At 64.1% G+C, this 23,122-nt stretch carries 25 protein-coding genes; 18 read left to right on the top strand and 7 right to left on the bottom strand.

Annotated elements, in window-relative coordinates:
• The first annotated feature begins 154 nt into the window (after positions 1–154).
• The 7 genes from C8N43_RS08340 (at position 155) to C8N43_RS08370 (ending at position 5,463) form a co-directional block, all read left to right on the top strand.
• Positions 155–856 carry a DUF484 family protein gene (locus tag C8N43_RS08340; protein WP_107845156.1) on the top strand — a complete coding sequence of 234 codons (702 nt, stop codon included), beginning with the start codon at positions 155–157 and terminating at the stop codon, positions 854–856.
• A complete protein-coding gene (locus C8N43_RS08345) occupies positions 856–1,785 on the top strand; it encodes a tyrosine recombinase XerC (protein WP_107845157.1) in 930 nt (309 codons plus the stop codon). The genes C8N43_RS08340 and C8N43_RS08345 overlap by 1 nt, the downstream gene beginning before the upstream one ends.
• Before the next feature lie 79 nt (positions 1,786–1,864).
• On the top strand, positions 1,865–2,503 hold the full coding sequence (locus C8N43_RS08350; protein ID WP_107845158.1) for a DUF4123 domain-containing protein: 639 nt from the start codon (positions 1,865–1,867) through the stop codon (positions 2,501–2,503).
• The gene (locus C8N43_RS08355) at positions 2,503–3,252 is read left to right on the top strand and encodes a hypothetical protein (protein ID WP_107845159.1); all 750 of its coding nucleotides are present in this window, start codon (positions 2,503–2,505) and stop codon (positions 3,250–3,252) included. Before C8N43_RS08350 ends, C8N43_RS08355 begins: the two co-directional genes overlap by 1 nt.
• A gap of 3 nt (positions 3,253–3,255) precedes the next feature.
• Positions 3,256–4,143, top strand: a complete 888-nt coding sequence (locus tag C8N43_RS08360) for a hypothetical protein (RefSeq protein ID WP_107845160.1) — start codon at positions 3,256–3,258, stop codon at positions 4,141–4,143.
• 91 nt (positions 4,144–4,234) lie between these two features.
• A complete protein-coding gene (locus C8N43_RS08365; RefSeq protein ID WP_107845161.1) occupies positions 4,235–4,738 on the top strand; it encodes a hypothetical protein in 504 nt (167 codons plus the stop codon).
• A gap of 137 nt (positions 4,739–4,875) precedes the next feature.
• Entirely contained in the window at positions 4,876–5,463 is a 588-nt protein-coding gene (locus tag C8N43_RS08370; RefSeq protein ID WP_245912951.1) for a cytochrome P460 family protein, read from the top strand.
• A gap of 31 nt (positions 5,464–5,494) precedes the next feature.
• On the opposite strand, the gene C8N43_RS08375 is transcribed toward C8N43_RS08370, so the two are convergent.
• Both C8N43_RS08375 and C8N43_RS08380 read right to left on the bottom strand, forming a co-directional pair.
• Positions 5,495–7,159: a tetratricopeptide repeat-containing sulfotransferase family protein gene (locus C8N43_RS08375; RefSeq protein WP_107845162.1), complete on the bottom strand. Its 1,665-nt coding sequence runs from the start codon at positions 7,157–7,159 to the stop codon at positions 5,495–5,497.
• Positions 7,160–7,187: 28 nt separating this feature from the next.
• The gene (locus C8N43_RS08380; RefSeq protein WP_158269945.1) at positions 7,188–7,967 is read right to left on the bottom strand and encodes a sulfotransferase family protein; all 780 of its coding nucleotides are present in this window, start codon (positions 7,965–7,967) and stop codon (positions 7,188–7,190) included.
• Positions 7,968–8,256: 289 nt separating this feature from the next.
• On the opposite strand from C8N43_RS08380, the gene C8N43_RS08385 reads away from it, so the two are divergent.
• On the top strand, positions 8,257–9,024 hold the full coding sequence (locus C8N43_RS08385; RefSeq protein ID WP_107845164.1) for a Hint domain-containing protein: 768 nt from the start codon (positions 8,257–8,259) through the stop codon (positions 9,022–9,024).
• Between the two features lie 115 nt (positions 9,025–9,139).
• On the opposite strand, the gene C8N43_RS08390 is transcribed toward C8N43_RS08385, so the two are convergent.
• Entirely contained in the window at positions 9,140–9,634 is a 495-nt protein-coding gene (locus tag C8N43_RS08390) for an Lrp/AsnC family transcriptional regulator (protein WP_245912952.1), read from the bottom strand.
• A 175-nt stretch (positions 9,635–9,809) separates the two neighbouring features.
• On the opposite strand from C8N43_RS08390, the gene trxB reads away from it, so the two are divergent.
• From trxB to C8N43_RS08415, 5 genes are all read left to right on the top strand, one after another.
• A complete protein-coding gene (gene trxB / locus C8N43_RS08395) occupies positions 9,810–10,808 on the top strand; it encodes a thioredoxin-disulfide reductase (RefSeq protein WP_107845165.1) in 999 nt (332 codons plus the stop codon).
• Position 10,809: 1 nt separating this feature from the next.
• A complete protein-coding gene (locus C8N43_RS08400; protein WP_245912953.1) occupies positions 10,810–11,124 on the top strand; it encodes a hypothetical protein in 315 nt (104 codons plus the stop codon).
• Between the two features lie 122 nt (positions 11,125–11,246).
• Positions 11,247–13,316 carry a bifunctional sulfate adenylyltransferase/adenylylsulfate kinase gene (locus C8N43_RS08405; RefSeq protein ID WP_107845166.1) on the top strand — a complete coding sequence of 690 codons (2,070 nt, stop codon included), beginning with the start codon at positions 11,247–11,249 and terminating at the stop codon, positions 13,314–13,316.
• 120 nt (positions 13,317–13,436) lie between these two features.
• Positions 13,437–13,985, top strand: a complete 549-nt coding sequence (locus tag C8N43_RS08410) for a pyridoxamine 5'-phosphate oxidase family protein (protein WP_107845167.1) — start codon at positions 13,437–13,439, stop codon at positions 13,983–13,985.
• Between the two features lie 103 nt (positions 13,986–14,088).
• Positions 14,089–15,399 (top strand): ferredoxin reductase family protein, encoded by a 1,311-nt coding sequence (locus C8N43_RS08415; protein ID WP_158269946.1) that lies wholly within the window; start codon positions 14,089–14,091, stop codon positions 15,397–15,399.
• A gap of 372 nt (positions 15,400–15,771) precedes the next feature.
• On the opposite strand, the gene C8N43_RS08420 is transcribed toward C8N43_RS08415, so the two are convergent.
• Genes C8N43_RS08420 through C8N43_RS08430 form a run of 3 tightly spaced genes read right to left on the bottom strand, consistent with a single transcriptional unit; the run spans position 15,772 to position 17,298 of the window.
• The gene (locus C8N43_RS08420) at positions 15,772–16,647 is read right to left on the bottom strand and encodes a PhzF family phenazine biosynthesis protein (RefSeq protein ID WP_107845169.1); all 876 of its coding nucleotides are present in this window, start codon (positions 16,645–16,647) and stop codon (positions 15,772–15,774) included.
• 3 nt (positions 16,648–16,650) lie between these two features.
• Positions 16,651–16,881, bottom strand: coding sequence for a DUF1150 family protein (locus C8N43_RS08425; protein ID WP_107845170.1), 231 nt, complete (start codon positions 16,879–16,881; stop codon positions 16,651–16,653).
• Positions 16,882–16,887: 6 nt separating this feature from the next.
• Positions 16,888–17,298, bottom strand: a complete 411-nt coding sequence (locus C8N43_RS08430; RefSeq protein WP_107845171.1) for an Hsp20 family protein — start codon at positions 17,296–17,298, stop codon at positions 16,888–16,890.
• Between the two features lie 184 nt (positions 17,299–17,482).
• On the opposite strand from C8N43_RS08430, the gene C8N43_RS08435 reads away from it, so the two are divergent.
• From C8N43_RS08435 to C8N43_RS08445, 3 genes are read left to right on the top strand one after another with little or no spacing between them, the layout of a single operon-like run.
• Complete coding sequence (locus C8N43_RS08435) at positions 17,483–17,683, top strand: YdcH family protein (RefSeq protein WP_107846301.1); 201 nt, start codon at positions 17,483–17,485, stop codon at positions 17,681–17,683.
• Positions 17,684–17,735: 52 nt separating this feature from the next.
• Entirely contained in the window at positions 17,736–18,230 is a 495-nt protein-coding gene (purE, locus tag C8N43_RS08440) for a 5-(carboxyamino)imidazole ribonucleotide mutase (RefSeq protein ID WP_107845172.1), read from the top strand.
• The gene (locus C8N43_RS08445) at positions 18,223–19,296 is read left to right on the top strand and encodes a 5-(carboxyamino)imidazole ribonucleotide synthase (protein ID WP_211308574.1); all 1,074 of its coding nucleotides are present in this window, start codon (positions 18,223–18,225) and stop codon (positions 19,294–19,296) included. Before purE ends, C8N43_RS08445 begins: the two co-directional genes overlap by 8 nt.
• Before the next feature lie 72 nt (positions 19,297–19,368).
• On the opposite strand, the gene C8N43_RS08450 is transcribed toward C8N43_RS08445, so the two are convergent.
• Complete coding sequence (locus C8N43_RS08450; RefSeq protein WP_107845174.1) at positions 19,369–20,157, bottom strand: alpha/beta fold hydrolase; 789 nt, start codon at positions 20,155–20,157, stop codon at positions 19,369–19,371.
• Positions 20,158–20,377: 220 nt separating this feature from the next.
• On the opposite strand from C8N43_RS08450, the gene topA reads away from it, so the two are divergent.
• Together topA and C8N43_RS19580 are read left to right on the top strand one after the other, a co-directional pair.
• Positions 20,378–22,966, top strand: a complete 2,589-nt coding sequence (topA, locus tag C8N43_RS08455) for a type I DNA topoisomerase (RefSeq protein WP_107845175.1) — start codon at positions 20,378–20,380, stop codon at positions 22,964–22,966.
• The gene (locus C8N43_RS19580) at positions 22,963–23,109 is read left to right on the top strand and encodes a hypothetical protein (RefSeq protein WP_158269947.1); all 147 of its coding nucleotides are present in this window, start codon (positions 22,963–22,965) and stop codon (positions 23,107–23,109) included. The genes topA and C8N43_RS19580 overlap by 4 nt, the downstream gene beginning before the upstream one ends.
• The last annotated feature ends 13 nt before the right edge of the window (positions 23,110–23,122 follow it).

The raw sequence follows: 23,122 nt of genomic DNA on the forward strand, positions 1-23,122 counted from the left end.
TAAACTGGCAAAATTACGCAGATGTGACGGGGGTGATTCAGATTTGTGACACACCCGCATTCCGCAAATCGGCGGATAGGAAAACACAATCAACTGGGCTATAGTGCCTTAAAACGAAGGACCTGTTAAGGGCCACAGACAGAGGCAGTTGAGTATGATTGAGCAGGCCGAAGTGCTGGACGCGCTGCGCACCAAGATTCTTTCCGATCCGGAAGTCATCCTTGAAGATCAAGACCTTATGCGCGCGCTCATTGACGCGAACGAGCGCTCGCTGGGCGGCAATATCGTCGATCTGCGCGGCATCGCGATGGAGCGGATGGAAAGCCGCCTCGACCGGCTCGAGGACACGCATCGCTCGGTGATTGCCGCGGCCTACGAAAACCTCGCGGGCACGAATCTGATCCACAACGCGGTGCTGAAGGTGCTGGAGCCCACGGATTTCTCCACCTTCCTGCGCACGCTGTCGGGTGATCTGCTGACCGCGCTGCGGATCAGCCGCCTGCGACTGATCCTCGAAAGCCACGAGGCCGACGGGCCCTCCGTCGGGTTCGAGGACGTGCTGTCGGTGGTCGAGCCCGGCGTGGTCGATCACTACATCACCGCAGGTCGCGACATCCCGGTGCGCCCGGTGAGTCTGCGCCAGGTCTCGCCCGCCTCGGCGGATGTCTACGGCGACACCGCCGCCTACATCAAATCCGAAGCCCTGCTGCGCCTTGATCTGGGCGAGGGCCGCCTACCCGCGCTGCTGGTGATGGGCTCGGAAGACCCGCATCAGTTCCGTCCGAACCAGGGCACCGACCTTCTGACCTTCTTCGGCGCGGTGTTCGAGCGCGCGATCAAACGCTGGCTGGCGTAATGCTGATCTCGCCCGCCTGCCGCGACGCGCTGGAGGGCTGGCTGACCCACCGCAAGTCGCTGGACGGGGTGGCCGACAACACGATCGAGGCCTATCGCGGCGATGTGCTGGGCTTCCTCACCTTCATCACGGGACATTTCGGCGACACGACGGGTCTCGCACCTCTGGCCCGCGTCAAGCCCACCGACATGCGCGCCTGGATGGCCCATGAGCGCAGGCGCGGCGTCGCCGCCCGCTCCCTGGCGCGCCAGCTGTCCTCTGTCAAAAGCTTCTACCGCTGGCTGGCCGAGCGCGAAGGGTTCGAACCGACCGCCGTGCTCGCCACGCGCAGCCCAAAGTTCCAAAAGAAGCTCCCGCGCCCGCTGGCCGAGGATGCCGCCCGCGCGATGATCGACACGGTGGAGCTGCAGGCGGGCAAGGACTGGATCGCCGCCCGCGACGCCGCCGTGCTGACGCTGCTCTATGGCTGCGGCCTGAGGATATCCGAGGCGCTCGGCCTGCGCTTTGCCGACACGCCGCTGCCCGATGTGATGCGCATCACCGGCAAGGGCGGCAAGGAACGTGTCGTCCCGGTGATCGACGCCGCGAGGCGGGCCGTCGCGCGCTATCTGGCCGCGCAACCTTTCCCGATGGAGCCCGACGATCCGCTCTTTCGCGGCGCGCGCGGCGGCGCGCTCAGCCCGCGCCTGATTGCCAAGGCAATGGAGAGCGCGCGGATGCAATTGGGCCTGCCCGCCACGGCCACGCCCCACGCCATGCGCCACTCCTTTGCGACCCATCTGCTGGAGGCTGGCGGCGACCTGCGCGCCATCCAGGAATTGCTTGGCCATGCCTCTTTGTCGACGACGCAAGCCTACACCGCCGTCGACACCGCGCGGCTGATGGAGGTCTACGACAACGCCCACCCCAAAGGGCGCAGGCACGGCTGATCTTCTCACTTGGCCCTATTTTCTTGACGAAACGGGTAACCTTGGGTCAAGCTGCTTTCATTGTTTGAAAGTCAATTTGATGACCCAGACCGTTATTATGGACCTTGCGACCCCGTCGCAGGCACAAGAAACGCTGTCGGTTGAGTATGTTGGGCCTGTGGAGCCTTTGGATGCGCAATTCGGCACCATCGAAAAGCTGTGCGTCCCCGAAACGCTCGCGGAGGTCGCCTTTCAGCCGAATCTGACCACCTACGCCGTGGTCGATAACGCCGCGATTCCCGGCATCACCGGCATGGCCGAGGGCGATGGGCTGGAGAAAGCCTGCCTGTTCAAGGGAGAGCTCGGCGACGAGCTGGGCGAGGTCGCTCCCTGGATCATCGCCCTCAAACCCGACAGCAAGGTGACCCGGGCCATTTTTACCAAGGGCGACGCGCAATGGCATCTGTGGCGCAAGCCGACGGTGCTTCTGGTTCAAAGCGACGCCCCCCTCGACAAGATGCGCGCGCATTTTCGCAAGTTCACCCGGGCGCAGGATGAGAATGGCGCATGGCTGTTCTTTCGCTTCTGGGAGCTTCCGGTCCTGCGCGCCCTGCGCAAATCCGGGCTGCGCGACACGGTCTATGCAAAGCTTCTGGGACCGCACCGGTTCCTCTACCCCGATCTTGGCCCCGACGGGGACGAGGGGCTTTGGGTCCTGCACGCGCAGGAGGACGGCTGATGGCGCTGGTTCTCTCCCCCGAGGTGATCCGGGACATCCGGTTCGAGACCCTGTTCGAGACCTATCACGACATGCTGATGCGCCACGACAAGCCGCGCTTCCGCGGCCTTGGCCACGCCCATACAGAGCGGTTCATGCGCCACGCGATCACCTATTGCGACACCCACAAGATTCATTCGGTCAACGGCATCGGCTACGTGATGTTCCTGATGACCTACCTCGGCTCCTACTTCTACATGGATTTCCGCCACCGCGAGATCAGCGCCATCCTCGAAGAACCCGCACCGGGCTTCGACAACCGCATCGATCGGGCGCGCACCGCGTTTCTTGGCTTCGTCGACAGCTTTCTGGGCACCAAGATGGAGCTTTACGCGCAGGATCTGGCCCGGTTCACCACCGCGCTGGAGGACGCCATTGAGGCCGACGCGATCGGCGAAGACGAGATGATCGCATTGCTTCTGCGCTCGCACGGCGACCGCGCCTACCGGCTCACGCCCCAGCAACGCCAGGTGATGGTTCAAAATGCCGGGTCGGTGGCCAACGGGCTGGGCCTGACCGGGCGGCAGGGCCTCGCCCTGGCCCTGGGGCTGGGCTACTGGCTGGGATTTGGCGTGCATCAGGACCCGCTCTATCCCTGGCTCAGGGACAAGGCGCAGGAAGAAGACGATCCCGCCGCGCGGACCGAGGCGCTGACCGCTTACGCCCTCAAGCGCCTCAAGCGGCAGGTCGCCATGTTGAAGGAGGGATAAGAGATGGGAAAGAGTTCCAACGATCCGACCCTGACGCCGAAAGAGCTGACGGGCCTGCGCGACGAGGCCGCTGATGCAACCGAAGGCTGCTGCACTTGCGTCTTTCGCAAGGACGGCACCCATGGGCCAAGTGGCAAGCTGACACAGATGCGGGCCGACGGCACGACGCCGAACGGGCAGACGGACACAAATTTTAAGGCCGAGATCATCATCAATCAGGGCGGCTCGCCCAAGGCGGTGCATGTTCTGACCCGCTGGAAGATGATCAACAAGACCTCCGACACGACCCGGTATCCCGACACCACCACCCTAACAGACGACGTGGTGAACCAGCGCGTCGCGAAGATCCCCGGATCGATCCGCAAGAGCTGGAATGCCCGCCCCTACAAGCTGAAGATCACCGACAGCAAATGCGGCGAGAATACCTTCAAGGTCGATTTCGACGCGCCGCAGGTCACCGCCAGCTCGCATTACGATCTTGAATTCGTCAATGTCATCGATGCTGCCACGAACAATATGGGGGCCAACAATGACTACCAGGGGATCAAGAGCGGCCGCTCCTACATCCTGCCCAGCTCCTTTTCGGGCAAGTTCAATCTTGCGGATAATCGTTCCGCCACCAATGGCGGGGACACCCATCTCGAGGCCCATGAATACGGCCACATGATCGGGCTGAAGGATGAATACCACGATGTCGGGCTCGACCGCGGCGGGGTGCAGTACGAATTTTTCGACGGCACAAGCTCGCTGCACGCCTCCAACACCGACCTGATGGGCACCATGGGCACCACCACAGCCCAGCCGGAACGCTACTGCCTGACCATCGCCTATGCGGTCGTCGCCATCTTCGCCCAGAACGGAATTACAGTGACGGGGCTGGAAATTGTCTAGTCGTCTGGCCCGGGTCGCAGCAGTTACCATACTGCTCACCCTCGCGGCCTGCATCGCGCCCAGCCCTGGCGCCTCAACCGGAGACCCTGCCATGATCGAAGGCCTCAAGAAGCACCACACCCAGACCTGCGGCCCGCTGGAGGTCTCGGCCTATTTCGCCCCGACCACCGACCTTGCCCATCTGCGCGACATCGGGATCGAAGACCCCTACGAGCACAGCATCGCGTTCGAGATCGTGAACCGGGACGGCCCCGCCGGGCTGACCGCGCAGCTCCAAGACCCCGCGCCGCTGGCCTTCTTCTTCAAGATCGCCCGTCAGGACCGCGAGGGGCGCTTCATCGACATCACGCAGTCGCAGATCGACCCGCTGCACACCGGCGAGCCGACCCCGCGTGAAATCCGGTTCGCGGCCAACGGAGACCGGAACTTCGCACGCATCTCCTATGCCGCCTTCCGCACCATCACGGACGCTGCAAATCTTACCACGGGACGCTACCGGATCACGTTGGAGCCGTTCGAGATCGTTACGGTGGACGGAAAAGCCTGCCTATCGACCGTCCCGCCGATGGAGATCGAGGTGGACGGCACGCTCTAAGCGAAGGGGCAGATCGCCCAAAAAAGCACGCCGCGCGTTCACGCGGATGTGTGCGATCGTATACATTCGTGAATTGGCTTCGCCCTGCGGCCCCTGCGACAAGTTGGCCATCCAGAACACAGGGAGCCAACCAAGCCATGACCATCCGCGCCACACTTGCCGCCGCCGCCACCGCAACCGCCCTCATGGCCTCCGGCGCGCATGCCGCCGACTGCGCCTACACCGAGGAAGATCCGTTCGACCTCGAGGCCGCGCAGATCGAAGAGATCTACGCCTGCCTGCAGGACAAGATGGCCGAGGGCTACGCCAAGGAAGGCGACGAGATCGGCACGGCCTATCGCGGTTGGACCGCCACCTCGACCCGCCCTGCGGTCGCAGGCCCCCATGGCAACCGCCTGCTCAACACCTTCGTCAACGACGTCGCCGCCGAGCAGTACTTGAAATTCGAGGATGGCGATTTTGTCATGCCAGTGGGCTCTGTGCTGGCCAAGGAGTCGGTCTCGCTGTCCAAGAAGAAGAAAACCGCGCGCCCCGGCCCCCTGTTCATCATGACCAAGATGGAAGCCGGCTCGATCCCAGAGACCTCTGACTGGCTCTATGCCGGCCTGCAGCCCAACGGCAAGGTCATGAAGGTCAAGCAAAGCTTCTGCCACGACTGCCATTCGGCGTTCGACACGCAGGACGCCATGGGCTACCCGATGGAAGAGGTCCGCGTCAGCAACTGATACACGGGCGGCCCTCAGGACCGGGGGCCGCCTATTCGACCGCGCCGTAGGCCTCCAGGAACGGGGCCATCTCCGCCTCGTACGTCTTCCAGGCCCCGACCGACGACGAATAGATCGGCTGGCGCACCTGCGCCGAGGACAGCGTCCGCACCTCCCGCTTGGTCTCGTAGAAGGACAGACAGGCGTCCTCCCACTCCAGACCCACCGCCGCCACCAGCGCGCGCGACTGCGCCCCGGGCTCGGCGATCAGGTCCTCGTAGCGGATCTCGTGGAAAGCTCCCGGGCAATCCAGCCGCCAGAACCCCACCATCTCCTCAAACTGCCGCAGGAAAAGAGCGATGTGGCGCAAGTCGTTGGAATAGCGGTGCAGGCCCCGTTCGAACTGGTTCTTGTAGACTGACAGCGCGTTGTCGCGCGGGTCGCGGCGCACCACGATGAACCGCGCGTTGGGCATCAGCTTGTGCAGCACGCCCAGCGTCGCGTAGCTGCTGATCGACTTGTCCGTCACATGGCCCGCGCCCGGGAAGGCCGCGTTCAGGTAAGCTGCAAAGCCATGCACATGAGATAGAACCTGACCCAACAGAGCGTCCGGTTCCCGCGCCGCATCCGGCGCCTCCCCCGTCAGCAGCGGGTTGATCTTCGGCTGTATCCAGCCCAGCTCTCCGCCGCCCTCCACCGCGGAGTGGGAGGCCAGTATCTGCTCCACCAGGGTGGTCCCGGAGCGCGGCGCGCCGGTGACAAAGATCGGAGCCGCATCCGACGGCTCGACCTCGATGTCGCGCAACTCGAGGTAGCGCGCCTTGATCGAGGCGATCCCTTGCGTTGCTGCATCTGCATCAAACGGATAGACCTTCGCCGCAACGGCGTTGCCTCGATTGAGATAGGTGAAGACCTTGTCCGTCTGCCCGGTATCCTCCATCGCCTTGGCCAGTGCGCTCGTCAGCGTCGTGATGTCGGGATCCCCGCTGCGCTTGCTCTTCAGCGCCGCCCTCATCCGCGCGATGTTGGGATCATCCGCCGCGACCTTGCCCAGCGAGACGTAGAGCGCGTATGGCCCGCCCATATGCGGGGCCGCGTCGATTGCTCTGAGGGCCGCGACCTTGGCCTGGGCCAGATCACCCATGGCGCGCAGCAACTCGGCCTTCCGGTAAAGGATCAGGTCGTCCTTAGGCGCCAGTTCCAACGCTGCATCGAAGCCTTCCAACGCCTCCTCCCGGCGGCGCAAGGCCGCGAGGCTCTGCGCCCGCTCCCCCAAGACCCGCGCGGTCTTGTACCCGCCCGACACCGCCGCATCGAACCGCTCCAGCGCCTTGTCATGCGCGCCGCGCCTAGCCTGCGCGAGGCCCTCGAAGAATGCAAATGCCGGCTGTGTGCCGATTGCGGAACGGGCGCGCTTGCGCAGCAGATCGAAATTCTTGGGGTTGGGGTGCTTGCTCGCCATGTCAAGATAGGCGACCCAGATTGCAGGCTCGCCCGGACGCAGTTTCAGCGCCGCCTCGAAACTTTGGGCGGCGTCGGCCATGCGGCCCCGGCGCGCGGCGATCTCTGCGAGGTTGAAATGCACCTCCGCCAGCCCCGGAGCGGCGCGCAAGATGCGGGCGTAGAGCTTTTCGGCCTCGTCAAACTGCCCCTTTGCCTGCGCCGCGCGGGCGCGGGCGAAGGCCTTCTGGATCTGCTCTTTGGTCATCTGCGCCATGGGGGTCTGCTACCACCGGGCGGGCGGCTTATCCAGCCTCGGGCAGCAGCATCGTCGCACCCGACGCCGACAGCCTGCGCCAGACCTGCGCCTGCGTCTCCGCCCGTCCGCGCCCCCGGCCAAACCCCAGCGGCGGGAAGGCCCGGCGGCGGCTGACCGGCACGTCTGCGCTGTCCGGCGCAGGCAAAACCGCCATGTCATGGGGGAAGACCGGCTCGCGGATGAATCCGTAAAGCGCGGTGAGCACGCGCACCGGGTCGCGCAGCAGACGGTCGCGATCGACGAGCAGAACCCGCTCCGCCGCTTCCGATTGCAGCGCGTCATGAATCTGGGCCAGCGGCGCGCCCAGCGTCCCATTGGGTGCCAGCAAGACATCGGGGCTCAGCGCCCGGCCCGCCTCCCCGGCCATCTCGGCCGCGATCGCCGCCGGGTCCCGCACCATCACGATGAAGCGCGACAACGGGAAGGTTTCGGCCAGCGGCGCGATCTGGCCCAGCCAGTTTGCGCTGTGGTCAAAGACAACCGCCTCCATCGGGCGCGCGTGATGCACCGCGTCGAGCGTGGCGCGCAGCAGGGCGGTGCCCATGCCGGGCTCCAGATGCGCATGCGCGCCCTCTCTGCGGTCAATTTGGCCGCGCGTCTGGGCGAACAGCGCCGCCGCCGGACCGTCGCTGGTTGCAAGGATGCGCGGGTTTTGCGCCAGCAGACGCGTCATCATCCCCGCCCCGGATCGAGGCAGGCCCGTGATGAAGTGAAACCGCGTCATCGCGAGGACCTTGAGGGTCTGCTCTTTGCTCGTTACCTGCACCTGCGCCCCTTTCATCGGGTCTTGTTGGTGTCTGTGGCGGAGTCTGCCAGAGCGATTCGCGCCTGTCCATGCCCTTGCACGGCATGGGGCCCGCCAATTGTGGCGGTCTCGACGCGTGACGGGAAACAATCCGCCGGCGAGATGCTGCTTTGGCCCGGCTTCAGCACCCATTGGACGCTAAAATTTGACTTTTTCGCAGAATTCGCCCGATTGTTGGCGCATTATCGCACTCTGCGCGCCGGTGGGGACCGTCGCAGTCACGCTTGAGACCTGAATTTTGAGGGCCCGCATGACCTACCCCATCGATGCCAATCCGCATCTCTCCAAGACCAGTTCGATCATCCCCGCCCAAGCGCGCCGCACCCGCACGCTGTCTCGCACCTACTCGATCGCGTGGCTGGACCGCGCGGGCGAGGCGCAGTTCGACACGGTCATCGCCCCCTCTGTCCCGGTGATCGAGGCCGCCTGCGCCGCCATGGCGCGCGGAGCCTTGGTGGCCACCGAAAACGGGCCCGTTGCGGTCGAGGACCTGACGCCCGGTGCCCGCGTGCAGACCAGCGAGTACGGCCCGCTGCCGGTGCAGTGGATCGGATCCTATGACATGTCCCCGCGCGAGGCGCAGACTCTTGACCGCGGCACGCTGTTTCGAGTGACCACCGACGCGTTCGGGCTGGCCAAGCCCTCCCAGGACCTGATGCTGGCGCCCCGCGCCCACATCCTGATGCGCCATGCGGCGTGCCGGAAGCTGTTCGGGGTCGACACCGCCTTCGCGCCGGTGCGCGCCTTCGAGGACGGGATGGCCGTCTTCGCGGTCAAACCTGCTTCGCCCGTGTCGGTCTATAATCTGGGCTTTGATCGGCAGGCGACCGTGACGGTCAGCGGGCTGGAGATGGAAAGCTTTCACCCCGGCCCCCATTCCGAGACGCTGCTCGATGACGAGATGCTTTATTCGCTGCTGCGGCTTTTCCCGCAGGCGCGGGGATTGGACTTCTTCGGCCCGCAGCTGATCCAGCGCCTGACCACGTTCGAGGTGCGCGCCCTGCGCGAAGGGGCCTAACGCGCGTCGACGCGCGTTAAAGGATGCGCCTTGCAAGGCGCATGAAAACGGGATTTGAAAATCCCGTTGAACAAGGCCATTCGAATGGCCTTGCCGCGCTAGAAATCAAATGGTGCTAGCCGATCTCCGCGACCCGCTCTTCGACCACCTCGAACGGCACGCCCGGCTCGTCCTTGGCCACACGGATCACCAGCGAGGTCTTCACAGACGCCACATTGTCGGCAGAGGTCAGCTGCTCGGTCAGAAAGCTTTGGAAGCTCGACAGGTCCGGCGCCACGCATTTCAGGATGAAATCCACCTCGCCGTTGAGCATGTGGCACTCGCGCACCAGCGGCCAATTCCGGCAGCGGGCCTCAAAGGCGGACAGGTCCGCCTCGGCCTGGCTTTGCAGGCCCACCATCGCGAAGACCTTGACCTCAAACCCCAGCGCGCGGACCTCGACATCGGCGTGGTAGCCGCGGATGAAGCCCTGTTCTTCCAGCGTGCGCACCCGGCGCAGGCACGGCGGGGCCGAGATGCCCACCCGCTTTGCAAGCTCCACATTGGTCATGCGGCCATCGGCTTGCAGCTCGGCCAGAATCTTGCGATCTATCTCATCGAGTTTTGACATGCCTACCCTCTCCCGGTGTGGCGCAATTCTTACGCGGCAGCGCCGCATTGCGCAATAATATTTCAACAATGCGCAAGAAAATAAATCATCCGCAAATTGATCCGCCGCCCCTTTCGTTGGCGCGCGCCCCCGCTTATATCGGTCTGGCTGCACACAAATCGCGAAAGACGCTGCCATGTCCGACACTCGCCACACCAAAGTTCTGATCATCGGCTCCGGCCCCGCAGGCTACACCGCCGGCGTCTACGCCTCGCGCGCCATGCTTGAGCCGATCCTCGTGCAAGGGATCGAGCCCGGCGGCCAGCTGACCACCACGACCGAGGTCGAGAACTGGCCCGGTGACACCGAGGTCCAAGGCCCCGAGCTGATGGTGCGCATGCAAGAGCACGCGAAGGCGATGGGCTGCGAGGTCATCGGCGACATCATCATGTCGCTCGACACCACGTCCCGGCCCTTCACGGCACAAGGCGACAGCGGCACGACCTACACGGCCGACGCCGTGATCCTCGCGACCGGCGCGCGCGCCAAGTGGCTGGGCCTGCCGACGGAGGAGAAATTCAAAGGCTTCGGCGTCTCCGCCTGCGCCACCTGCGATGGCTTCTTCTACCGCGGGCAGGAAATTGTCGTGATCGGCGGCGGCAACACCGCCGTGGAAGAGGCGCTGTTTCTCACCAACTTCGCCTCCAAGGTCACGCTGGTGCACCGCCGCGACGAGCTGCGCGCCGAGGCGATCCTGATCGACCGCCTGATGAAGAACGACAAGATCGAGCCCTTGTGGTTCCACGAGCTGGATGAGGTCTACGGCACCGACAGCCCGCTGGGCGTCGAGGGCATCAAGGTCAAGCACACCAAAACGGGCGAGATCACGGACATTCCCTGCAAGGGAGTCTTCGTGGCCATCGGCCACGCGCCGTCCAACGAGTTGGTCAAAGATGTGCTCGAGACCCATATGGGCGGCTATGTGGTGACCAAGCCCGACAGCACGGAAACCTCGATCCCCGGCATCTTTGCCGCGGGCGACTTGACCGACCACAAATATCGCCAGGCGGTGACTTCGGCCGGCATGGGCTGCATGGCCGCGCTTGAGGCGGAGCGCTGGCTGGCCGAACACAGCGAGGCCGAGCGCGAGACCGTGACCGAGCCGTTGGGCTACGGGGCCGAGGCCAACGCCTGAGGTGCGCCCCGTTGATCGCTACCTGACGCTCACGCGGGAGACCTTGCCTGCCGAGGCCGCGCGCCGCGGGCGCGACTGGCCCGTGCGCAACGACCACTGCTTTCAGCGCATCGTGCTCGACGCGATCTCGGGCGGGGTCTGGTACGATCACATCGAAAAGCCCGCCTACAAACACCTGACAGAGGCGCAGGCCACACAGGCCGTCGAGCTTTGCGAGCGGATACTCTCGGGCGAGGCGGACCTCTGGGCCCTCAACGACCAGTCGCTGATCTGGCGCGGGAAATCACCGCGCCGCACACGCTCCGGCACGCCTTAGGCGGCTGTTGCGCTCAACCCACACACAGTCTGTTTCCGCATTTGGCTGTACTCCGGCATAGCTTTGCGGCTCGGGCTTGCCTAATACGTTCACAGATGAACAAACTTTGAACCGCGGCCCGCATGTCCAAGACAAGCACCCTCACCGACGAGCAAGACGCACTGTTTCGCCTGCTGCGCCAGCTCGATGTGACGCCCGACGCGTCGCAGCGCGCCATGGCGGCGGCGCTCGGGATCTCGCTTGGCAAGCTGAACGCCGAGGTGCGCGCGGCGCAAAGCGCGGGCTTCATCAAGATCTCCGAGCGGCACGGCCCCGACAAGCGCCAGCGTTACGCCTATGCCCTGACCCCGCGCGGGGCCTCGGAAAAGAACCGCCTGACCAACGATTTTCTGAAGCGCAAATTCGAAGAATACGACGCGCTCCACGCCGAATTGACCGGCACGAATACCGGTCTGTCTCCCTTCTCGAACAGGATCAAACTCATGGAAAACAATCTCGCTCCGATCCCGGAACTTTTCGTGTCTTACGACAGCGCCCAGAAGATGAAGCACGAGGCGGGGGAGCTCACCTCCTGGGATCTGACGCCGCGCCAGATCTGTGATCTGGAGCTGTTGATGAATGGCGGCTTCAACCCGCTCAAGGGCTTCCTTTCGGAGGCCGATTACACCTCCGTCGTCGACACGATGCGCCTGAGCACGGGCGAGCTCTGGCCGATGCCGATCACGCTGGACGTGTCCGAAGACTTCGCCGCCACCATCGAGACAGGACAGGACATCGCCCTGCGCGACCAGGAGGGTGTGATCCTCGGCACCATGACCGTCACCGACAAGTGGACGCCCGACAAAGCCCACGAGGCCAAGATGGTCTTCGGCGCCGATGACAGCGCCCATCCGGCGGTGAACTACCTGCACAATCAGGCGGGCAAGATTTATCTCGGCGGTCCAGTTACCGGCATCCAGCAGCCGGTGCACTATGACTTCCGCGGCCGCCGCGACACCCCCAACGAGCTACGCGCCTATTTCCGCAAGCTCGGCTGGCGCCGCGTTGTGGCCTTCCAGACCCGAAACCCGCTGCACCGCGCCCATCAGGAACTGACCTTCCGCGCGGCCAAGGAAGCGCAGGCCAACCTGCTGATCCACCCCGTCGTCGGCATGACCAAGCCGGGCGATATCGACCACTTCACCCGGGTGCGCTGCTACGAGGCGGTGTTGGATCAATACCCGTCCTCCACCACCTCGATGAGCCTTCTGAACCTTGCCATGCGCATGGCCGGCCCGCGCGAAGCGGTCTGGCACGGCCTGATCCGCAAGAACCACGGCTGCACGCATTTCATCGTCGGTCGCGACCACGCGGGCCCCGGCAAGAACTCCGCAGGCGAGGATTTCTACGGCCCCTACGACGCCCAGGACCTGTTCCGCGAGCATCAGGAAGAGATAGGCATCGAGATGGTCGACTTTAAACACATGGTTTACGTGCAGGACCGTGCCCAGTACGAGCCCGCCGACGAGATCATGGACAAGGATGACGTGACCATCCTCAACATCTCCGGCACCGAGCTGCGCCGCCGTCTGGCCGAAGGGCTGGAGATCCCCGAATGGTTCTCCTTCCCCGCCGTGGTCGAAGAGCTGCGCAAGTCCCGCCCACCCCGCGCCAATCAGGGCTTCACCGTGTTCTTCACCGGCTTCTCCGGCTCCGGCAAGTCGACCATCGCCAACGCGCTGATGGTCAAGCTGATGGAGATGGGCGGGCGTCCCGTGACGCTGCTGGACGGCGATATCGTGCGCAAAAACCTCAGCTCAGAGCTGGGCTTCTCGAAAGAGCACCGCGATCTCAACATCCGCCGCATCGGCTACGTGGCCTCCGAGATCACCAAGAATGGCGGCATCGCCATCTGCGCCCCCATCGCCCCCTACGCCACCACCCGCCGGGCCGTGCGCGAGGAGATCGAGGGCTTCGGGGCCTTCATCGAGGTGCACGTCGCCACCTCAATCGAGGAATGCGAACGCCGCGACCGCAAGGGGCTCTACAAGCTGGCGCGCGAGGGCAAGATCAAGGAATTCACCGGCATCTCCGACCCTTACGACGTGCCGGAAAATCCCGAACTACGGGTCGAGACCGAGAATGTCGAAGTCGACAACTGCGCCCATCAGGTGATCCTGAAGCTCGAGTCCATGGGCCTCATCAAGGCTTAAGCGCCGACGCAAAAATCAACGCAGACCCGCCGCCATGGCGGGTTTGTGCGCGTCCCGGAGCCGCCCCTTGCCATGGCCCGCAAATGTTCGCACTATGTTCCAAACGCATAGGAGCGCCCCATGGCCCATGGTACGAAACTCAACGGCAGCCTGAGAGACTTCATCACCCGCCAGCACCTGTTCTTCGTCGCCACCGCAGCGCCGGATGGCGCGGTCAACATGTCACCCAAGGGCGCCGACAGCCTGCGCATCCTCAGCGACACGCGGCTGTTGTGGCTGAACCTGTCGGGCAGCGGCAACGAGACGGCGGGCCATCTGCGCAAGCTCAACCGCATGACATTGATGTTTTGTGCCTTCGAGGGCGACGCCCTGATCCTGCGGCTCTACGGCACCGCCACGGTCCTGCATCCGCGCGACGCGGGCTGGGACGCCGCCGCGGCACAATTCCCGCCCATGGCCGGCACGCGGCAAATCTTCGATTTCTCACTGGATCGCCTTCAGACCTCCTGCGGCACCGGCGTCCCGCTCATGGCCTTCCAGAAGGACCGTGTGCACGACGAGCTGCTGCCCTTCTATGCCAAGATGGGCGAAGACGGGGTCGAGGCCTATTGGCGCAGGAAAAACACCAAAACCATCGACGGGTTCGAGACGGGGTTGTTCGAGGACTGAAATCAGGGCGTCGGCGCAGGGCCCGACCACACCAAGGCTGCGTTATGCACGCCCGTCTGCTATCCAGAAGATCATCGCTCCAGCCAAGGGCAGGCAAATACCGATGCGCGCGCTGATCCTCATTCTGTTCTATCTGGCGGCAGTCTCAGCACCGCTGGCTCTGTCCTGGCTCGCAGACCTTCCGCCGCGCTCCTTTCGCAATGAGCTTGCCTCTGCACTGGGAATGCTGGCCTTTGCCATGATCCTCGTGGAGTTCGTTCTGTCGGGCCGGTTTCGAACAATTTCGAACGGCGTAGGCCTTGATGTGACAATCCGCTTTCATCAGTTGATGGCCCGGGGTCTGCTGGTCTTCGCCCTGCTCCATCCTTTCCTCTATCAATGGCTGCCCGGACCGCCCCGCCCTTGGGACCCGACGCGGGAATTGACCCTGACAGGTGATGTGACCGCCCTCGCCTCGGGCTTTCTCGCCTTCATCATCTTGCCCGCTTTCGTGCTGGCCTCGATCAACCATGACGCGCTCGGGTACAAATACGAACGGTGGCGCCTCCTGCATGGAGCGGGGGCACTGGCCCTCGCCGGACTGCTGTTGCACCACACGTTGGCTGCCGGGCGCTACGGCGCCCAGAGCGAACTTGTCTGGTTCTGGAGCGCGATGACAGGGGTCGCGGTCCTTTCATCGGTGTTCGTATATGTCGTCAAACCACTGTATCAGCGCGGCCATCCGTGGCGGGTCTCGACGATCAGACGCGTTTCGCCGAAGCAATGGGTGCTTAGGGTGTCGCCCGACGGGCACGCGGGCCTCGACTACAAGGCGGGTCAGTTCGTCTGGCTGAATATCGATCACTCGGCCTTTTCGCTCAATGAAAACCCGTTCTCCCTCAGTTCGGCCCCGTCGCAAGGGTCTGAGATCGAGTTTGTGATCAAGGAGCTGGGCGATTTCACATCCAACCTTGATCAGGTCAAGGCGGGGGACCGCGCCTATGTCGACGGGCCCTATGGAACGCTGACTGTCGCGGGGCGCTCGGAACCCGGTATCGCCCTGATCGCCGGTGGTGTCGGGATTGCGCCCATGCTCAGCATCTTGCGGGGCCTCGACACCGAGGGCGACGACCGGGACAGGGTCCTGATCTACGGCAACCGGGTGGAAGAGCAGATCGTCGGGCGGGAGGAGATTGGCACCTTCGATCGGACCCGTACGATCCATGTTCTACAGGAGCCACCGCCCGGCTGGGACGGAGAGACGGGCTTCGTGAGCCCTGATCTCATTGAACGCAGCTTTGACGCGCAGCAGTTTGCGAGCTGGCTGTTCGTCATCTGCGGGCCACCGATTATGATGACTGTCGTTGAGCAAGCACTCTTGGATCACGGCGTGTCCCCGGATCGCGTCTTGTCGGAAAGGTTTCAGTATGACTAGGCGAAGGCGGGCAACTCAAGATAAGCGGGTCACAAGAACCGTGGTGGCCGTGACGATGATCCTGGTGTTTCTTCTGATTATCTTTGCGCTGCGGTAGAGGTCTTGGCTGACGCATCCCAGAACTGCGGTGATCTGCCCGCAAAGGGCGGTGGTGGGGAGTGTGATAGGTTCAGGTCGAGAGCCTACTTGGCGGGCTTGAAAAGATTACTTTCTCGACGGCTCTTCGAGGTTTCCCACGTCCTTGCAACACCGACGTCTTAACCGGGCGAATGCGAAGTACACAGCACAGGCTTTCGTTCCTTCTCCGCGAGCGGCAAAAAGGTCCCGCTCAACGGCCACGTCTCGCAAACTCATCTACGTCGCTGAGTTTCCTCAGGGCAGCATCTCGCCGCGCATGACGATACGGCCCTGGCCCGACACGCGCACGCCGGTGATCGCGTCGCGGGGGCCTAGCACCTCGACCCGCGCCTCGCCCGGTCGGCCCATATCGTGGCCCTGCTGAGCCACGTAGGCCGGTGTGTCGATCAATCCGTGATGCCAGAGATACGCCGCCGCGCAGCCAGTTGCGGAGCCGGTGAACGGGTCCTCGGGCGGGCTGGGCGGCAAGAGCAGCAGTCGCGAGAACGTATCGCCCGCTGCGGTCGCGCCGCCGAGGCTGACAAGGTAAGGCTCCATCACCGGCGCCCCGTCGAGCCGCACCTGCTCTTGGAACGCGGTGAGTGCCGCGACATCGACCTTCGCGCGGCGCAAAGCGGTGTGGTCGCGCACGACCGTCACCACGAAGGGCAGCCCGGTCGAGACGACCTGAGGCGCGCCGACGATATCGTTTGCGGACAGCCCCACAGTCCCCGCGACCAGCTCCGACGGGACGCTCTGCCCGAAGATCGGCGCGTTTTGCGTCATGGTGATCCAGCCCTCAGGCGAGACCTCGATGGGGATGACACCCGCGCCGGTCTCCAGCGTCAGGGACGCGCCGGACACCCGCCCCCGCGACAGGGCGGAGGCAACGGAGGCAATCGTGGGATGGCCCGCAAACGGGATTTCGTGGGTGGGAAAGAAGTAGCGCACCCGCAGATCGGCGACGTCCGACGGGCCGATGAAGGTGCACTCCACCAGCCCCGTCTCGCGGGTGAATTTTAGGCAGGTCTGTGTGTCCAGCGCTCCGTCGTCATAGACGACCGCGCAGCCATTGCCGCCGAAGGCCGTGTCGGTGAAGGCGTCAACCCAGTCGAACGGGTAGACCGCCACCGATCAGTGCACCGTGACGGGCGAGAAGTCGTTTTGGCGGGCCAGAACGAAGGCCATCTGGCGGTCGGCGACCAGCGCCAGCCGCGACCCATCGGGCGCGTGTACGGCATAGAGCTGTTCCAGCTCACCGGCCTCTTCGCGCACTTCATCGGGCAGCTCGGCCACGTCCACGGCGCGCACATAGACGATCCGGGATTCCTCACCAAGCGACTGCAGATCCAGTTTTGTATCCATGACAGATTACCCCTTATTGATCTTGATGGTTTGCACGATGGTCTCGGGCACCGCGCGCTGCAGGTCGACATGCAGCAGGCCGTTTTCCGTGGTGGCGCCCGCAACCTCGACCCCGTCGGCCAGAACAAAGGCCTTCTGGAATTGCCGGGCGGCGATGCCGCGATGCAGGAAGATGCGCTCGTCGCCGGGATCGGCCTGCTTGCCGCGCACGATCAACTGCCGGTCCTCGACGGTGATCGACAGATCCTCATCGCCGAACCCCGCCACGGCCAGCGTGATGCGGTAGGCATTCTCGGCGGATTGCTCGATATTGAAGGGCGGATAGCCGTTTTCCGACTTCGCGGTGCGCTCCACCAGCCGCTCCAGCTGGTCAAATCCCAGCAAGAAGGGGTGGGAGCCCAGGGTCAATTTTGTCATGGCACAGTCCTAGTTAGCGTCAGCGACTTTGCAGGTCGTGGCCCTCGAAAGCAGCCACATCTTCAAAATGGGGAGTGTTTTGCCCCTTATCAAGCCCTGCGGGCTGGACAGGGGGCCTTTCGCCCCCCACATTGTGCTCAAAGTCAATCAAGAGGCCGCCAAGCCCGTGAAATCGCCCGAAAACATGAGCAAGAACGACGTCCTGCGCGTCAAGCTCGAGGTGTTGAAACGCGAGCACCGCGACCTCGACGACGCGATCGCGGCCCTGCAGGAGAAAGCAGCCCCCGATCAGCTGACACTCAAGCGGCTCAAAAAGCAGAAACTGGCCCTCAAGGACCGCATCGCGGTGATCGAGGACCAGCTGACCCCGGATATCATTGCGTAAGCGCCGCGAGGCTTTATAAGAGCGGCTTTCCGTTGGCCAAGTGAGCATTGCCATGTCCCCCTCCCCCGTTCCCGTTGGTATCATCATGGGCAGCCAATCCGACTGGCCCACCATGAAAGAGGCGGCCGATCTGCTCGACACGCTGGGCGTGGCCTACGAGACGCGGATCGTCTCCGCCCACCGCACGCCGGACCGGCTGTGGGACTACGGGCGAAGCGCCGTGGAGCGCGGGCTGCAGGTGATCATCGCAGGCGCCGGCGGGGCCGCGCATCTGCCCGGCATGATGGCGTCCAAGACCCGGGTGCCGGTGATCGGCGTGCCGGTCCAGACCAAGGCGCTATCGGGCGTGGACTCGCTCTATTCCATCGTGCAGATGCCCAAAGGCTTTCCGGTGGCGACCATGGCCATCGGCGCGGCGGGGGCTGCCAATGCGGGCCTGATGGCGGCGGGCATCCTTGCGCTGCAGGATGAAGGTCTTGCCGCGCGGCTGGACGACTGGCGCCGCGCGCTGAGCGCCTCGATCCCCGAGGATCCGCGCGATGGGTGAGGCGTTGAAACCCGGCGCCGTGATTGGCATCCTGGGCGGTGGCCAGCTGGGGCGCATGCTGTCCGTGGCCGCGTCCCGGCTGGGCTTCAAGACCTGCATCTATGAGCCCGGCGGCGATTGCCCCGCCTCCCATGTGGCGAATTTCCATTTCCAGAAAAGCTATGACGACGAGGCCGCCCTGCGCCAGTTCGGCGAAAGCGTCGACGTCATCACCTACGAGTTCGAGAATATACCCACCTCGGCGCTCGACATCCTGGAGGCGCTCGCGCCGATCCACCCCAGCCGCCGCGCGCTGGAGGTCTCGCAGGACCGTCTGGTCGAAAAGACCTTCCTGCGCGATCTGGGGCTGGAAGTCGCCCCCTTCGCCAATGTCGAGAGCCGCGATGACATGGACGCCGCGGTGGCCAAGATTGGCGCGCCCGCGATCCTGAAAACCCGCCGCTTCGGCTATGACGGCAAGGGGCAGGCCCGCCTGAAAAGCGCAGATGACGCCACAGCCGCGTGGGAGGCCATGGAGGGCGCGCCTGCGGTGCTCGAAGGCTTCGTCGAGTTCTCCTGCGAGATTTCGGTGATCGGAGCGCGGGCGCAGGACGGACAGGTCGCCTGCTTTGACCCCGGCGAGAACGTGCATCGCGAGGGCATCCTGCACACCACCACGGTGCCTGCGAACGTGCCCGCCCGGCTGCGCACCGACGCGGTGCTGGTGGCGGGCCGCGTGCTGAACGCGCTCGACTACGTGGGGGTGCTGGGGGTCGAGCTGTTCGTGACACCCGCCGGGCTGATCGTCAACGAGATCGCGCCGCGCGTGCACAATTCCGGTCATTGGACCCAGAACGGCTGCGTGATTGATCAGTTCGAGCAGCACATTCGTGCCGTGGCGGGCTGGCCTCTGGGCGACGGGTCACGGCATTCGAATGCCGTGATGGAAAATCTCATCGGGGCCGATATGGAACGGGTGGCAGCGCTTGCGGCAGAGGTCGGCGCGGGCCTGCATCTTTATGGCAAGGCCGAAGCCAAGCCGGGGCGCAAGATGGGTCATGTGAACCGCATTTCACCGAAGGGCTGACGCAAATTCGAATTTGCGTCCCGCGCGCAGCTGCGCTGCGCGCTCAAGCCGCGTCGACGCGGCTTCCACCGCCTAATCCTGAACGATATTCGTGATGGTCTCTTCGACGGCGCTGGTGACTTCCTCGGCGGCCTCCTCGGCCACCTCCGACACGATATCGGCCAGCGTCAGATCATCCTGAAACTGCCCGTTCTGCAGGAACCGCACGGTTTGCGCCACCACCAGCGGAGCATTCATCATGAACGTATGGGTCAGCGGGAAGACCATGTGGTCGGCCATGCCCTCCACCTTGGTGCTCTCCACCGACACCTTGCCGTCATCGGGCCCGGGGATCAGGGCCGAATAGACCGGGTTCAGCGTCTGCGTGCCCGCGATCACGCCCAGCGGGAAGTCCACGGGGCCGAGTTGATTGGGCACCGAGTCCGGCCCGGTATGCAGCTCCTTGCCCGCCGGGCCATTGACCCATTCGAACGGCTCCCAGACCGACAGCTCATCGACCAGTTCCGATCCCTTGTTGGGCGGGGCCAGCATCACCACCCGGCCCAAGCTCGCCAGCTCGTTGTCGTCCAGCCACGCGCGCACCAGAATGCCGCCCATGGAGTGGGTGACGAAATGAATGGGAGTGTTGTCATTGCATTCCGCGATCGCGGGCGGGATCGTGCCGTAGGCGAGATCCCGGATCGTGTCGGTGGTCGACGGGTAGGACGGGTTCACCGTCTGGTAGCCATTGGCCTGCAGGCTCTGCTCCATCACCGAAAGCGAAAAGCTCGACCGCGCCAGCCCGTGCAGCAGCACAACGCACTCCGCCAGTGCGGGTGCGGGCGCGGCAAGCATCAAACCAAGGGCAATGATCCGTCTCATGGGCAATAAAGTAATCCGCAGGCGTCCAGGTTTCACCTTCCCCGTGCGTAAACCTTACGTCATTTTACATAAATAGGCGTGAAAAGAGGCGCAGAGGCAGACAAATCCGCGGCCAAGCGCTGACCTTGGGGCAGCGGCCCTGTTGACATCCCCCCACCCCCGACCACATGTAGCCGTCTAAATCAGAACGCTCCCATGAGTAGTCCAAGGAGAGGCATATATGCCCGTTGTCGTCGTCGAGTCGCCTGCCAAGGCCAAGACTATCAACAAATATCTCGGCAATGACTACACCGTGCTCGCCTCCTACGGCCACGTGCGCGACCTGCCCCCGAAGGACGGCTCCGTCGACCCCGACAACGAGTTCGAGATGATGTGGGAGGTCGCCTCCGACAGCAAAAAACACGTCAAGGCCATCGCCGACGCGCTGAAGGACGACAACGCCCTGATCCTCGCCACCGACCCCGACCGCGAGGGCGAAGCGATCAGCTGGCATCTGGAAGAGGCCCTGCGCAACCGCAAGGCCATCAAGAAGGACACGCCGGTCAGCCGCGTGGTGTTCAACGCGATCACCAAATCCGCCGTGACCGAGGCGATGGCGAACCCGCGCCAGATCGACGAGCCGCTGGTGCACGCCTATCTCGCCCGCCGCGCGCTGGACTACCTTGTGGGCTTCAAGCTCAGCCCGGTCCTGTGGCGGCGCCTGCCCGGCGCGAAGTCCGCGGGCCGCGTGCAATCAGTGTGCCTGCGCCTGATCGTCGACCGCGAGATGGAGATCGAGAAATTCAACGCCCAGGAATACTGGACGGTGAAGGCGATGCTCGCCAATTCCCGTGGCCAGGAATACGAGGCGCGGCTGACCGTGCTGGGTGGCGACAAGCTCGACAAGTTTGACATCGGCAACGAGACCGCGGCGGAGCTGGCCGTGCAAGCCATCCACTCGCGCGATCTGAAAGTCACCAGCGTCGAGGCCAAGCCCGGCACCCGCAACCCGTCCGCGCCCTTCATGACCTCGACCTTGCAGCAAGAAGCCAGCCGCAAGTTCGGCATGGGCGCACGCCAGACGATGAGCGCGGCGCAGCGGCTCTACGAGGCGGGACACATCACCTACATGCGGACCGACGGCATCGACATGGCCCCCGAGGCCGTGCACGCCGCCCGCGACGCGATCAAGGACAAATACGGCGCGGACTACCTGCCCAAAGAGCCGCGCATGTACAAGAACAAGGCCAAGAACGCGCAGGAGGCCCACGAGTGCATCCGGCCCACGGACCTTGCCGCCCAGACCGAGAGCCTGAAGATCATCGATGCGGATCAGCGCAAGCTCTATGATCTGATCTACAAGCGCACGATTGCCTCGCAAATGGCCGCAGCCCGGCTGGAACGCACCACGGTGCTGATCGGCTCTGACGACAAGCAGGTTGAGCTGCGCGCCTCCGGCCAGGTGATGATGTTCGACGGCTTCCTGAAGGTCTACGAGGAAGGTCGCGACGACGCCGTCATCGACGATGACGACAAGTCCCTGCCCCAGATCAATCAAGGCGAGGCCGCCCCGAAGAAATCGATCACGCCCGAGCAGCATTTCACCCAGCCGCCCCCCCGCTACACCGAGGCCACGCTGGTCAAACGGATGGAAGAGCTGGGCATCGGGCGGCCGTCGACCTACGCGTCGATCGTGACGACCATTCAGGACCGCGACTATGTCCGCAAAGAGAAAAACCGCCTGATCCCCGAAGACAAAGGCCGTCTGGTGACGGTGTTTCTGTCGAATTTCTTCTCGCGCTACGTGGAATACGACTTTACCGCCGCGCTGGAGGAAGAGCTCGACGATGTCTCGGCGGGCGAGCGCAACTACAAGAATGTGCTCGAGCGTTTCTGGCGCGACTTCTCCGTCGCGATTGCCGAGGCGCTGGATTTGTCGATCACCGAAGTGCTCGAAAAGATCAACGAGGTGTTGGCGCCACACATCTTCCCGCCCAACGAGGACGGCACTGATCCCCGTCTCTGTCCCAATTGCGGCGCGGGCCGCTTGTCCATGCGCACCGCGCGCTCCGGCGGGGCGTTTATCGGCTGCTCGAACTACCCCGAATGCCGCTACACCCGGCCCTTCGGCCCACCCGATCCGGAAGCCGAAGCCTCCGCCATCCCGCCCGAGGGCAAGCTGCTGGGCGAAGACGGTGGCGACAAGATCTGGGTGCATAAAGGCCGCTTCGGGCCTTACGTCCAGCGCGGCGAGGTGAGCGACGACAACAAGAAGCCCCCGCGCCAGTCGATCCCGAAGGAATGGCCCGCCGAGGATGTGGACCTGGCCCAAGCTTTGCGCCTGCTCTCCCTGCCCCGCCTGATCGGGCCGCACCCCGAGGACGGGGTGAATGTCTGGGCCAATATCGGCCGCTACGGGCCTTACATCAAACACGCCGATACGACCTCGAACCGGGGCGGGACGAACGCCAACCTCGAAAGCCTCGAAGAGGTGTTCGATGTGGGCATGAACCGCGCTGTGCAGCTTCTGGCCGAGAAGGTCGCGTCCCGCGGCGGGCGCGGCGCACCGGCTAAGGTGCTGCGCGATCTGGGCGAGCATCCCGAAGACGGCGGTAACATCTCGATCATGGAGGGCAAGTACGGCCCTTACGTGAAGTGGGAGAAGGTGAACGCCACCGTCCCCAAGGAAATCGCGCCCGATGATCTGACCGTGGCCCAGGCCATGCAACTGATCGAAGAAAAGCAGGCCAAGAAGGGCACCCGCCGCAAGGCCGCCCCCAAGAAGAAAACCGCGGCGAAGAAGAAATCGGCGGCCAAGAAGAAGGCATGATCAAAGGCTTGCTGGTGTTGCTGGCGGTGTTTTGCGTGCTGATGGGGCTGCTGATCTGGGCCAAGAGCCGCCCCGGCCCCGGCGCAGACCTGTTGCGAGACTTTCATCCGGCTGTCATGGTGGTGTCGCTGGAGGGCGTTTGACTGGAGGGGTTCA

The organism is Litoreibacter ponti (genome assembly GCF_003054285.1).
GTDB lineage: Bacteria > Pseudomonadota > Alphaproteobacteria > Rhodobacterales > Rhodobacteraceae > Litoreibacter > Litoreibacter ponti.

What these genes read in the sequence shown, in the direction of transcription:
- C8N43_RS08405 (WP_107845166.1), top strand. Translation starts at nt 11,247, where the DNA reads ATGTCCAAGACAAGCACCCTCACCGACGAGCAAGACGCACTGTTTCGC.
- C8N43_RS08370 (WP_245912951.1), top strand. Translation starts at nt 4,876, where the DNA reads ATGACCATCCGCGCCACACTTGCCGCCGCCGCCACCGCAACCGCCCTC.
- C8N43_RS08360 (WP_107845160.1), top strand. Translation starts at nt 3,256, where the DNA reads ATGGGAAAGAGTTCCAACGATCCGACCCTGACGCCGAAAGAGCTGACG.
- C8N43_RS08350 (WP_107845158.1), top strand. Translation starts at nt 1,865, where the DNA reads ATGACCCAGACCGTTATTATGGACCTTGCGACCCCGTCGCAGGCACAA.
- C8N43_RS08375 (WP_107845162.1), bottom strand. Translation starts at nt 7,159, where the DNA reads ATGGCGCAGATGACCAAAGAGCAGATCCAGAAGGCCTTCGCCCGCGCC.
- C8N43_RS08415 (WP_158269946.1), top strand. Translation starts at nt 14,089, where the DNA reads ATGCGCGCGCTGATCCTCATTCTGTTCTATCTGGCGGCAGTCTCAGCA.
- C8N43_RS08355 (WP_107845159.1), top strand. Translation starts at nt 2,503, where the DNA reads ATGGCGCTGGTTCTCTCCCCCGAGGTGATCCGGGACATCCGGTTCGAG.
- trxB (WP_107845165.1), top strand. Translation starts at nt 9,810, where the DNA reads ATGTCCGACACTCGCCACACCAAAGTTCTGATCATCGGCTCCGGCCCC.
- C8N43_RS08425 (WP_107845170.1), bottom strand. Translation starts at nt 16,881, where the DNA reads ATGGATACAAAACTGGATCTGCAGTCGCTTGGTGAGGAATCCCGGATC.
- C8N43_RS08445 (WP_211308574.1), top strand. Translation starts at nt 18,223, where the DNA reads ATGGGTGAGGCGTTGAAACCCGGCGCCGTGATTGGCATCCTGGGCGGT.
- C8N43_RS08390 (WP_245912952.1), bottom strand. Translation starts at nt 9,634, where the DNA reads ATGTCAAAACTCGATGAGATAGATCGCAAGATTCTGGCCGAGCTGCAA.
- topA (WP_107845175.1), top strand. Translation starts at nt 20,378, where the DNA reads ATGCCCGTTGTCGTCGTCGAGTCGCCTGCCAAGGCCAAGACTATCAAC.
- C8N43_RS08345 (WP_107845157.1), top strand. Translation starts at nt 856, where the DNA reads ATGCTGATCTCGCCCGCCTGCCGCGACGCGCTGGAGGGCTGGCTGACC.
- C8N43_RS08435 (WP_107846301.1), top strand. Translation starts at nt 17,483, where the DNA reads ATGAGCAAGAACGACGTCCTGCGCGTCAAGCTCGAGGTGTTGAAACGC.
- C8N43_RS08450 (WP_107845174.1), bottom strand. Translation starts at nt 20,157, where the DNA reads ATGAGACGGATCATTGCCCTTGGTTTGATGCTTGCCGCGCCCGCACCC.
- purE (WP_107845172.1), top strand. Translation starts at nt 17,736, where the DNA reads ATGTCCCCCTCCCCCGTTCCCGTTGGTATCATCATGGGCAGCCAATCC.
- C8N43_RS08365 (WP_107845161.1), top strand. Translation starts at nt 4,235, where the DNA reads ATGATCGAAGGCCTCAAGAAGCACCACACCCAGACCTGCGGCCCGCTG.
- C8N43_RS08430 (WP_107845171.1), bottom strand. Translation starts at nt 17,298, where the DNA reads ATGACAAAATTGACCCTGGGCTCCCACCCCTTCTTGCTGGGATTTGAC.
- C8N43_RS19580 (WP_158269947.1), top strand. Translation starts at nt 22,963, where the DNA reads ATGATCAAAGGCTTGCTGGTGTTGCTGGCGGTGTTTTGCGTGCTGATG.
- C8N43_RS08385 (WP_107845164.1), top strand. Translation starts at nt 8,257, where the DNA reads ATGACCTACCCCATCGATGCCAATCCGCATCTCTCCAAGACCAGTTCG.
- C8N43_RS08410 (WP_107845167.1), top strand. Translation starts at nt 13,437, where the DNA reads ATGGCCCATGGTACGAAACTCAACGGCAGCCTGAGAGACTTCATCACC.
- C8N43_RS08340 (WP_107845156.1), top strand. Translation starts at nt 155, where the DNA reads ATGATTGAGCAGGCCGAAGTGCTGGACGCGCTGCGCACCAAGATTCTT.